General features: G+C 57.8%; 14 protein-coding genes and 1 tRNA gene. All 15 read right to left on the bottom strand.

From position 1 onward, the window contains the following. Positions 1-92: 92 nt before the first annotated feature. The 15 genes from DW211_RS04800 to DW211_RS04735 all read right to left on the bottom strand — a co-directional run bounded on the left by DW211_RS04800 (position 93) and on the right by DW211_RS04735 (position 9,231). Entirely contained in the window at positions 93-1,250 is a 1,158-nt protein-coding gene (locus tag DW211_RS04800; protein ID WP_118259560.1) for a hypothetical protein, read from the bottom strand. Between the two features lie 392 nt (positions 1,251-1,642). Further along, positions 1,643-1,717, bottom strand: a tRNA-Val gene (locus tag DW211_RS04795). Between the two features lie 137 nt (positions 1,718-1,854). Beyond that, positions 1,855-2,466, bottom strand: coding sequence for a DUF3825 domain-containing protein (locus DW211_RS04790; RefSeq protein ID WP_147357244.1), 612 nt, complete (start codon positions 2,464-2,466; stop codon positions 1,855-1,857). Positions 2,467-2,499: 33 nt separating this feature from the next. Further along, positions 2,500-2,643, bottom strand: coding sequence for a hypothetical protein (locus DW211_RS10135; protein WP_158568493.1), 144 nt, complete (start codon positions 2,641-2,643; stop codon positions 2,500-2,502). Positions 2,644-2,688: 45 nt separating this feature from the next. Next, positions 2,689-3,204, bottom strand: coding sequence for a Fic family protein (locus DW211_RS04785; RefSeq protein ID WP_118259556.1), 516 nt, complete (start codon positions 3,202-3,204; stop codon positions 2,689-2,691). Continuing rightward, a complete protein-coding gene (locus tag DW211_RS04780; RefSeq protein ID WP_118259555.1) occupies positions 3,201-3,386 on the bottom strand; it encodes a hypothetical protein in 186 nt (61 codons plus the stop codon). The genes DW211_RS04785 and DW211_RS04780 overlap by 4 nt, the downstream gene beginning before the upstream one ends. Positions 3,387-3,397: 11 nt before the next feature. Next, positions 3,398-4,087 carry a helix-turn-helix domain-containing protein gene (locus DW211_RS04775; RefSeq protein ID WP_118259553.1) on the bottom strand — a complete coding sequence of 230 codons (690 nt, stop codon included), beginning with the start codon at positions 4,085-4,087 and terminating at the stop codon, positions 3,398-3,400. Further along, complete coding sequence (locus DW211_RS04770; RefSeq protein WP_118259551.1) at positions 4,068-4,736, bottom strand: DUF3990 domain-containing protein; 669 nt, start codon at positions 4,734-4,736, stop codon at positions 4,068-4,070. The genes DW211_RS04775 and DW211_RS04770 overlap by 20 nt, the downstream gene beginning before the upstream one ends. A gap of 198 nt (positions 4,737-4,934) precedes the next feature. Then, the gene (locus DW211_RS04765) at positions 4,935-5,234 is read right to left on the bottom strand and encodes a nucleotidyltransferase family protein (protein ID WP_118259549.1); all 300 of its coding nucleotides are present in this window, start codon (positions 5,232-5,234) and stop codon (positions 4,935-4,937) included. Between the two features lie 27 nt (positions 5,235-5,261). Further along, entirely contained in the window at positions 5,262-5,540 is a 279-nt protein-coding gene (locus tag DW211_RS04760) for a hypothetical protein (protein ID WP_118259547.1), read from the bottom strand. Between the two features lie 239 nt (positions 5,541-5,779). Beyond that, positions 5,780-6,487: a hypothetical protein gene (locus tag DW211_RS04755; protein ID WP_147357243.1), complete on the bottom strand. Its 708-nt coding sequence runs from the start codon at positions 6,485-6,487 to the stop codon at positions 5,780-5,782. Positions 6,488-6,629: 142 nt separating this feature from the next. Then, the gene (locus DW211_RS04750; RefSeq protein ID WP_118259543.1) at positions 6,630-7,910 is read right to left on the bottom strand and encodes an IS256 family transposase; all 1,281 of its coding nucleotides are present in this window, start codon (positions 7,908-7,910) and stop codon (positions 6,630-6,632) included. 96 nt (positions 7,911-8,006) lie between these two features. Next, entirely contained in the window at positions 8,007-8,360 is a 354-nt protein-coding gene (locus DW211_RS04745) for a hypothetical protein (RefSeq protein ID WP_147357242.1), read from the bottom strand. A 216-nt stretch (positions 8,361-8,576) separates the two neighbouring features. After that, the gene (locus DW211_RS04740) at positions 8,577-8,945 is read right to left on the bottom strand and encodes a DUF86 domain-containing protein (protein ID WP_158568492.1); all 369 of its coding nucleotides are present in this window, start codon (positions 8,943-8,945) and stop codon (positions 8,577-8,579) included. Further along, positions 8,932-9,231, bottom strand: a complete 300-nt coding sequence (locus tag DW211_RS04735) for a nucleotidyltransferase family protein (RefSeq protein ID WP_118259537.1) — start codon at positions 9,229-9,231, stop codon at positions 8,932-8,934. The genes DW211_RS04740 and DW211_RS04735 overlap by 14 nt, the downstream gene beginning before the upstream one ends. Between the last annotated feature and the right edge of the window lie 70 nt (positions 9,232-9,301).

The following is a 9,301-nucleotide window of genomic DNA, read 5'->3' as shown; positions in this document are numbered from 1 at the left end:
GGTCCGGGTCCAGCCCCGTAATCCGACATAGTTTTGAAATGACACTAATTCACTGGCAACCAAACTAGATCGATCTAGTTCCTTATCGCCGGCTAATTTCCGATGTCCATCCAGTTGCACAAAACATTTGCTCGCAGTCGCGTCTCGGCGCACTTCATTGCCTCGGATTTGGCTTTATATCGAATCCCCAAACGGCTGCAAACGCTTTTGACTATGGTATCTAGTTGCTTTTTATCGTTAAGCATATCGTGGGTTACCAGGAACACGTCGAAACCCATGCTCTGGAGCGCAGTCATGCGCTCCGCATCGTGATCAAGTACCGCGCCTGAGCCATGGATGACCTCACCTTGGATCTCGATAATTACTGCCTTCATTAGCATTGGGTTTACAATCACGATGTCCCCGTAGCAGACCTTTTGACCAGCGATGCTTTGGGCAGCCTCGGATAGAGGGGTTAAATCGTTGAGGTACACGTATCTGAATCCTGAACCACCTAGACGTCGAGAACGACTTAGGAGCAGGACCCCCGCAACCTCGAGTGGAGATGCAGCAATGCCGATAACCTGCTGAGCGGCATCATAAAACTGCTTTCCCCACATTTGACTTTTGACCTTGTCGGCGAAACGATGCAGGTCGCTCAGTTCGATGAGCGGCTTTCTCATCCAAAGAGAAGTACCTTTGAGTTTCGTAACCTCTCTTCCATCCTCACGCTTGCTTGTTTGGCCATCACTATCTGGGTCCTTTACGGTTGCGCGGGCATAAACTCGTTTCCAGGGAATCTCGTCTTCGCCTTCTCCAAGTTCGAACAGATCCTGCGTGCTGGAATTGCGATTCTTTTCTACCGCCAGTTTTAACCGCATTTCGGCAGCGGGAGCCGGCTCGAAAACAGAAAACCAGCCGCAAAGTTCGTACATAGCCAGTACGAGATCTATTTGAGACACAAAGCGTGTCATAGTAAATAACGTGTTTAGCGGATTGGTGACACTAAAGCCAAAATGAGTGTCGATTGTTGTGCCGGCATCCGATGCCCCATCCCAGCGAATTGTAGAGCGCAATCCTGAGTGGTGATTACAACAATCTGGCGAAGCAACAGCGATGATCGGGGTCTTGAGGACGTCGGTTACGAAAGGGGCTTGGGATAGAGCTCGCCAACCGTCTTCGGAGTTGGGCAGGCGCGGGTAGAGATCGCACACTTGCGGCGGGCAGCGCCAGTAGCGGAATGCGGTGTTTGCGCAGACGATTTCGTCCATTTGCGCCTCCCTTGGTATCGGCCATAGGCTGTGCGGATTGCGGACATCGCCGATTATCTAGTGGGGCATCATGCGGGTAAGTACCGGAAGCTGACCAAACGCTGACCAAAAGCTTGACGAGTTCTGTCGAAAATCCCTCGTGTGACAGAAATCCGCTGGAAAGAGCTCTGGGCGTGTGGTCCCCGTCTCCACATTTGTGCTCGGATCATATGAGTAATTCAATGAAATTACGCATGCGTTTTATACAAAACGTGCAATGGCGTCAGCAAAAAGGGTGCGATATAAAATGATGCCTTAGACTACGATTAATTTTTTGGTGTCAGTTTTGGTGTCACCCTTGGTGTCAAAAAGAAAAAGGCCAGAGGCTTAACACCTCTGACCTGCGCTTTAGATGGTGGGCGATACAAGATTCGAACTTGTGACCCCATCCGTGTGAAGGATATGCTCTACCCCTGAGCCAATCGCCCGTCGCCTTTCGGCAAAAGAGATACTATCATAGCCTCGCGTGGTTTACCAAGAACTTTTTGCCCTCGATTTTAAATTCGTGGGCGCTAGCCAAGCCAAAGCAACCAAAGCAATCGGCAAACCGCAGCTAAACCACCATTTACCGCTTGATCCACGAAGTCTCTGGGCGGCAGATCAACCGCGCGTTGTTGTAGGCCATGTCGAGCGTGAGGCAGGTGCGCGCGGCGTAAAAGCCGTCCTCGCGCTGGATGGTCAGCGCCAGCTCGGGGTTGTCGCCGGTCAGGCACAGCGGCAGCAGCAGCTGGATCCGGCCGCCGTAGAACTGCGGCACGGCGAGCGTGTAGTTGGCGGCGGCGCGGCGGGCGGCCTCGACGACGGCGCCCTCAAAGGCGCGGCGTAGCAGCAGCGAGTTGCCCTCCCCCATCAGGCTGGCGGGAATACGCGTAAGGTTTTCCTCGTCGCCCAGAATGTGGTCGATGTTGGAGCGGATGGGCAGTCGATAGTCAAAAACCAGCTCGGAAGGGCCCTCGGCAAAGCGCACGCGGCATGGCAGGTACTCAAACGAGACCAGCATGGGGTCGCTTTCCTTAAAGAAGCCCTTTAAAAACCAGCGCTGGCGCGCGTCGGTCTTGGTGTTGGGCTCAAACAGGCCGTAGATGGTCTCGTAGCGGCGCGTGTACAGGCCGGTGTTGAACAGGCAGCGGTCCTCGTCGAACAACAACGGCAGGTTGGACGGCGCGGTGTGGTCCACGTCGCGCTCGGTCAAAAGCACCGCGCGGCTAAACTAAAACGACAGGTAGTTTTTGAGGATGCGGTTGCTGGGACCCCAGTCTTCGGGATCGGCGAGGTCGGCCAGGCGGTCGTAGCAGGGCTCGGGGCAAAACGCGAAGTCGTACACATTGCTGCACAAGGTGATGGGGATCTCCATATGGCTTCCAATCAAGATAATGGCAGGCGTGCGGATGCTTTGATTCTATACGTGCGACGGGTCGCCCATGCCCGCAATGCAACCGCGGCGCAGCTCCTCGGCGAGCCCGCCGGTCGTACGGTTTCCGGATACGAGGTCCTGGATCCAGGCGTAGTACTGGTTGTCTTTGGGCTCGGGGCTGTCGGACAGCATGACCGGAGTGCCTGCGAACCTTAAGACGGACAACGCAAAGACAAGGCTGGTTCGTTTATTACCGTCTTCAAAGATGTGGTCCTTGACCATGTGCTCGGCCACGTGGGTGACCTGGTCAAAGATGTCTGCGAAGCGATCGGTTGGCGATTGGCCGAATATCGTACAGAATGCACCCGCAAGCACGGACTCGATGCGTCCAAGCTCAAGCGCGGCCCGGTCGCCTGTGGCGTCGGTCGTATAGCAGCGCCCGACCGTCATCAGCGTGCTGTGTAGGCGCATCACGGCCGCGGCCATAGCTTCGAGCGAACCGGCATCATCGAGCACGAGCGGCGCTAACGGATGCGCGCCTCGCTGCGTAGTCGCCATCATGAGTTCTCCAAGAGTCTGAGCGCGTTGGGCATGGCAGCGATGGTTAACTCAACTGCATGGTCGATCGACATAAAGCCGTCGAGCAAAATCGGTGATGCTGAATTTGCCTCGTGCGCTACTGAGTAATCTTCTTGAGTAGCGCGACCATTGCCGTCATCTGGCTGAACATGACTCCAAAGCATGTGCGTCTCCTTTATAGCTTCGTAGATGGAAAAGACTGCGAGTCGTACTCCAGAACGATCGGTTGCCAGATGAGGTCTTCGATAGTGCAGTCGAGCGTGTTTGCGAGCGCCAATGCCGAGGAGACCGAGGCGCGGCGTAGGTCGAGCTGGTTCTGCTCGTAGAGTTGTATGGCGCGAAGTTTAACCCCCGATTGGGCTGCGAGCTGTTTTTGCGTTAGGCCGGCCGCCTTTCGTGCCGCTTTGAGGCCCTTTTTGTCTGCCTGGGCGTTGTTCCATTTATCAATGACAATCTGGGCGAATTTGTCTTCGGAGACCTCGTGGAGCGGATGGTACGAGCCGATAATCCAATCGAGCGGAGCGACTTCGAGTAGCTCATTAAAGCCCAGGCTGCACATCCATTGCGCATAGGCCAAAACCCAGCCCGCCCAATACTGAGGCGAACGGTCGAACGAATAGGTCTCCCTGCATTCGACGGGGGTCAGTCCCGCATGTGCGATAATATCGCGCGCGAGCTCGTCGCCCGCCATGCCGCAGACGACGCGAGGTATACCGCGCTCAAACTGTTTCATCTCAAAAGCGTTCGACAGGATCGCCGTCAACTCGGTGGGAGTCAGCCCTTGGTCACAGAGGGCAAAATCGACCGCCTCGCCCAGCGTTCTCATGGCATCCTCGAGATACATCTCACTGTAGGCGTGGGTCATCGCCCGTCATCCCCTCTCGAATGATATCGACGATACGGATTCCCTCAAATGGATTTTCGGCAAGTAGCTCACGATACTGCGCCCTTGCCACTTCATCTCGTTCCTTGGCCAATGGACCATACAGAGCTTGCGGAGCACGTTCAAACCCAGCAAAACGAATGCTCTTAAACGCGCGATCGCTTTTGAGTGCAATCTGATCTCCCAAGTTGCCGAGCCTCATAGATCGACCAAGCTGATCGACGGTAATCGTATTGTTCACAAAAGCTCTGGCATAGCTAAAGTACGAGTCGTCCGCGCGCCATCCCCTTATTACGTCGCAAGTGCTAGTGTCAGGTAGAAAATGATCGTGGAGATATTCGCACGCCCCCACGGCAATAGCGGTGTCCTTGCGAAAAGAACGATGTTCTACAAGCAACTCTATCCAATGCAGAACTGAATATTGCGGCGATAGCAGGTCGAGTTCCTTGAGATTGGCCATATCGAGTTCATAGCGATTCGCAAAGCCATCGGCATCACGCGAACATGCCCATTCCCTTGCAAGGTCGAGGCTCTCTGTGCAATAGAATCCCTGTCCATAGTCGTTATGGACTTTCCCCAGGCCAAGCTGGGGAGTCTCAATGATTTTCTGAGAACCATGCCACAGTTCCACGCGAGTCTCCTAACAGGTATCGCCCTAGCGATAGTATAGCACACTATCGCTAGGGCGATACCTGTATTCAAAGAGCAAGAGGGTGCGTAGAACCGAGTTTTGAGTTCAATACTGGCTTCCAAGACTCTCCGAGTCCGGAAGTATGCTGCAAAATTCAGACTTGCTGATCACGACGGAGCACGCTAACGCCTCAGCCTGCTACAGCACTTCATAGATGCACACCTCATCCTGCTCGATGCTTTTGCGGAAGGCCGGGCGCATGTGCTCTGGTGGGTTGGTGACGATATCAACCTTTCGCCCAAGCTCCTTCTCGAGCTCATGGGAGAGTTCGTAAAGCGTGCAGAACGTCATGGTGTTGCCGCAGACTAGGCGCAAGTCAATATCGCTATCAGGCGTTTGCTCGCCTCGGGCAAACGAACCAAATAAATATGCCTCGCTGGCGTCGTAGCGAGCCAGCACGCGGGAGACCGCAGTGGATATGTCGGTAGGCGAGATCATGGATAATTGCCGTACAACAGTAGAAAGTCAGCGGGCCAGCGCCGAAACCGCCGGTCCGGCTTTTTGGCGTTCGGCGAGCTCGAAGATAAACGGGGCGTTTGATCTAACAAATTCGGTCAAGAAATTGAGGTCATCAGCAGTAAATCCTTCGACGTTGAACCATTTGACCGCAGGCAAGAAGCATTCCGCATGGTCAAAGCCAAAGTCAACCGGGCGCTCGACGGCCACGCGAACGGTTCCGTCTTCTCTTGTCTCTGAGTAGGCAAATTGGGTGCCATCATCAAGCTGAACATAGCTCCAAAACATGACTACCTCCTTAGTGTTTATATTCGAGTATAAAGAGCAGACTAGACTTAACGCGGCGTGAATTAAATTATTCCTATAAGACACGAACTCTGACAGCTGGCCTTGTCCAGAAGTGGTGGGGGCCGAGTTCTGCCGACCAGAACCCGGTTTTGCGCTTTCGCGACCTGCGGTTTTATTAACAGAATTTGGCTTGCGCTCGGCGGGCTCCGGTTTTCCCGCACATACGGAAATCGGGAGCATCAGCAACGGCGCGCAGCTTTAAGAACCGCTGTTCCCAGCACGAACAGCAAGCCGGACACGGCGATCCAGTTGTTGTCGCTGGTTTTGGGAAGTGATGAGGAGGTCGCGGTGGCGGTCTTGGGCCTAGAGGCCTTGGCGGCCGTGGTGTTGGTCACTGTAGTCGTGGTCACCGTCTTAGTCGCGGCCGCGGGCTTCAGCGTGGGAATCGTCGACGGATCCGCAGCGGGCTCGCCGGTAGCGGGGTCGGTGCCAGGGGCGGACGGACCATCGCCCGGCACCTCGGGCCCACCGGTCTCCCCCGCCGACGCCGTGGCATCCACGGGCTCGATCGTCACATGCGCTGCCACGGACCCATCGGCATCCACCACGCCGCCTGCGCCAAAGGCCCCGCCCGCAGGCGCCACAAAGCGCGCGGATGCAAGCGACCCGCCCAGGCAGGCGACGCCGCCGTCGGTGCCCGACGCATCAAGCCAGGACGCATCGACGGTAAGCTGCCCGGCCGCGCCACCGCCGGCAGCCCCGCCCAGCAAACACACACCATAGACGCGTACGCTCGTCCCGGAGCCCGTGCCCGCGGCGACAACGCGCCCATCGCCGCGAACGGCAAGTCCGTCCGCGATCACGCCGGCCACCCGCGCATCCGCGATGTCGGCGCCGTCGGCCCGCGCGTCAACCTTGCAGCCGTCCACCGCGAGCGTCCCCGACACGTAGATTCCGCACTGCGAGCCCGTGGCCACCAGCGACCCGGAGCCGCGGAGCGTCAGATCGGTAGTGTCGAGAAAGTTGGTGTAGCGCCCGATCCGAAGCGAGTCGGCCCGGCGTCCAGGAACCTGGAATACGTTTGATATCCTATGCCGTCTCGATCCTGTCCGCAAGCTCGAGGCCGGATTCGATCATCTTCCTGGCCTCAGCCTCCAGCCGCGACCAGTCGACCGTCCCGTCGACCCCGCGCGTTCGGCCCTCGTCGTAGAGCTCCCTCATCTTCGCCTCCGAGAAGTACCTGGACTCCTGCCATGTCTCGTCCTGCTCGCACATGACCGCGCCTGCCAGCCGCACCAGCGACGCCGTCGAGGGGAACGCCTGCACCACCCTCGACCTGCGCTTTATCTCGCGGTTCGTCCGCTCCTGGACGTTGTTGGTGCGCAGGCGCTTCCAGTGCGACGGCGGGAAGTCGAGGTATGCCAGGGCGTCCGGCTCGGCCTCCTCGAGGATCGCCGCCGCCCTCGGGCAGCACCCCTCCAGCATGTCGCACGCCACGTGGTACATGGCGGTCACGGTGGCGGCGTCGCGCCCGCGGAACACCTGCGAGACGATCCTGCCCACGCGGCGCCTGAGCTGCCAGGAGCCCGCCTCGCGCATGCAGTCGCGCATGAGGTGGACGGCGCAGCGCTGCCATGCCGCCCCCTGGAAGACCTCCGCCGCGGCCGCGGCGAGGCCCGCGTGCGCATCGGAGACGACGAGCTCCACGCCGGAGACGCCGCGGTCGCGGATCTTCCTGAGGAATGCCAGCCACGAGTCGTACGACTCCGTGTCCACCACGTCGACGCCCAGGACGCGCCTCCAGCCGCCCGCGTCGCAGCCGATGGCCGTGACGACGGCCGTGGAGGCCACGCGGCCCCCGCGGCGGCATTTGACGTAGGTGGCATCGAGCCAGACGTAGGGCACCGGCGAGCCGTCGAGGGGCCTCGCGCAGAGCTCCTCGATGTCGGCGTCAAGGCTCGACGCGATGGCGCTCACCTGGTCCTTGGAGAGCCTGGACACGCCCATCTTCTCCGCGACGCGCCGCACCTTGCGGGTGCTCGTGCCGGTGGCGTACATCTCGGCGACGGCGGCCACGAGGGCGCGGTCCGCGCGCTGGTAGCGCTCGATCACGTCGTCCGGGAAGAAGCTGCCGGTGCGGAGCTTCGGGATGCGCAGCGTCAGCGTGCCGATGCAGGTGGCGAGGCCGCGCTCCCGGTAGCCGTTGCGGCTGTTCGCCCCGCCTCCGCACAGCTGGTCGGCCTCGGCGTCCATCACGGCGTTCACGACCTGCTCGGCGAGGCGCCTGAGCAGCTCCTGCATGTCGATGGCACCGTCGTCGAACCGCGGCATGGCGAGCATGTCCGGCTTCGGGTCTGATAAGATTTCCATAGCGGTCTTCGTCCTTTCCTAGAACCTGTTGTTGTGGTGATTTCAGATTCTAGGACGAAGGCCGCTCTTCGTTAAACGGACTCTAGGGCGCCACCCTTACACCAACATTTTCGACGCGATCGTCAGATCGCCCCACACCTCCATGCCGCAACGCGAGATGTCCACGTCGGGCGCGCTCGTCTCGACAACAGCGTTCTGTCCGGTCAGCGTCACCACCAGGTCGTCGTCGGCGCCGATGGCCTCGCCAGTGTAGCCGTTAAGCTCCAGATGGTCGGCATCGGTCCAGGCCCACCCGTGACCCGATACACCCGGCTCGTAGTACGTGGCGCCCGCAATGAACAGGCTTTCCGCGCCCGCGGCATAAGAAGGCCCGCCCAGCAAAACGCATAGGCAGGCCATGGCAGTAATCAGGATGTAGTGACGGCTAGTGTGGAACGCGGCAGTAAACATAACCGTTCCGATCTTCGCAAGAGCCAATGGAAGCTGCTTCAGGAAATGTCCTGGTAGCAGCTGTTATTAGTGTAGCGAGATCGTGCGAGTGGCGAACGAATTACCTGTAAGCGAACCCGGTAATTAGGCGTAAATCGTTTTGCCAATCGGTGAAAGGAAGCTAAGTTCGACGAAGCTCCGTAGACTGTCGAGGGCAAAGCGACAGCCAACGACACATCAGCTCTGACGCTCCTTAAAGATTCGCAAAGCTTTCTCTAGCTCGGGAATATCATCGACGATTACTTTCCAAGCAAGGGATCGATCAACCTCTCGATAACCATGAGCTACGAAGTTGCGAAAACCCCTAATATCATTCCAGGGATACTCCGGAAAAGCTGATTGGACCTCATCAGATAGATGGAGTGCGTCCTCGGCGATTCTGTAAACAGGGCTCATGATCGCGTCGTAGGCAAGTTCGCCTTCCTCGCTCCTATCGCAAACAAAGGAACTCTCCGTAGAGCCAAAATGGTCGATACGTTTAGCCAGCGTCTCGCAATCAGACAGAATGACATCGATGAGCTCAGCGTCTCGCTTACGCCGCTTCATAAAGACGCACCTCATCCTGTTCAATGTTTTTGCGGAAAGCCGGACGCATGTGCTCAGGCGGATTAGTCACAATCTCAACCTCTCGCCCGAGTTCCTCTTCGAGTTCAAGGGACAGTTCGTATAGCGTGCCAAACGTCATGCTATCTCCGCAAACAAGACGCAGGTCAATATCGCTATCTGGCGTCTGCTCGCCGCGGGCGAATGAGCCAAATAGATATGCCTCGCGGACGTCGTAACGAGACAGTACACGAGAAACAGCAGCGGATATGTCGACAAGAGTAATCATGGCTCAATTTTACTTACCGATTGCACGGAAGGCAATTCTTACGCGTCTAGTCAACAGGCCGGTGTTATTA

Source organism: Collinsella sp. AM18-10 (assembly GCF_003471585.1).
In the GTDB taxonomy this organism is placed as follows: domain Bacteria; phylum Actinomycetota; class Coriobacteriia; order Coriobacteriales; family Coriobacteriaceae; genus Collinsella.
Note: the sequence above shows the minus strand (reverse complement) of the source record. Positions and strands in the feature narration are given on the sequence as shown.

Bases quoted from the DNA above. Each gene is read 5' to 3' on its own strand.
- DW211_RS04780 (WP_118259555.1), bottom strand. From the start codon at position 3,386: ATGCTTTGGAGTCATGTTCAGCCAGATGACGGCAATGGTCGCGCTACT.
- DW211_RS04760 (WP_118259547.1), bottom strand. From the start codon at position 5,540: ATGTTTTGGAGCTATGTTCAGCTTGATGATGGCACCCAATTTGCCTAC.
- DW211_RS04735 (WP_118259537.1), bottom strand. From the start codon at position 9,231: ATGATTACTCTTGTCGACATATCCGCTGCTGTTTCTCGTGTACTGTCT.
- DW211_RS04765 (WP_118259549.1), bottom strand. From the start codon at position 5,234: ATGATCTCGCCTACCGACATATCCACTGCGGTCTCCCGCGTGCTGGCT.
- DW211_RS04750 (WP_118259543.1), bottom strand. From the start codon at position 7,910: ATGGAAATCTTATCAGACCCGAAGCCGGACATGCTCGCCATGCCGCGG.
- DW211_RS04740 (WP_158568492.1), bottom strand. From the start codon at position 8,945: ATGAAGCGGCGTAAGCGAGACGCTGAGCTCATCGATGTCATTCTGTCT.
- DW211_RS04745 (WP_147357242.1), bottom strand. From the start codon at position 8,360: ATGTTTACTGCCGCGTTCCACACTAGCCGTCACTACATCCTGATTACT.
- DW211_RS10135 (WP_158568493.1), bottom strand. From the start codon at position 2,643: ATGGAGATCCCCATCACCTTGTGCAGCAATGTGTACGACTTCGCGTTT.
- DW211_RS04800 (WP_118259560.1), bottom strand. From the start codon at position 1,250: ATGGACGAAATCGTCTGCGCAAACACCGCATTCCGCTACTGGCGCTGC.
- DW211_RS04785 (WP_118259556.1), bottom strand. From the start codon at position 3,204: ATGATGGCGACTACGCAGCGAGGCGCGCATCCGTTAGCGCCGCTCGTG.
- DW211_RS04775 (WP_118259553.1), bottom strand. From the start codon at position 4,087: ATGACCCACGCCTACAGTGAGATGTATCTCGAGGATGCCATGAGAACG.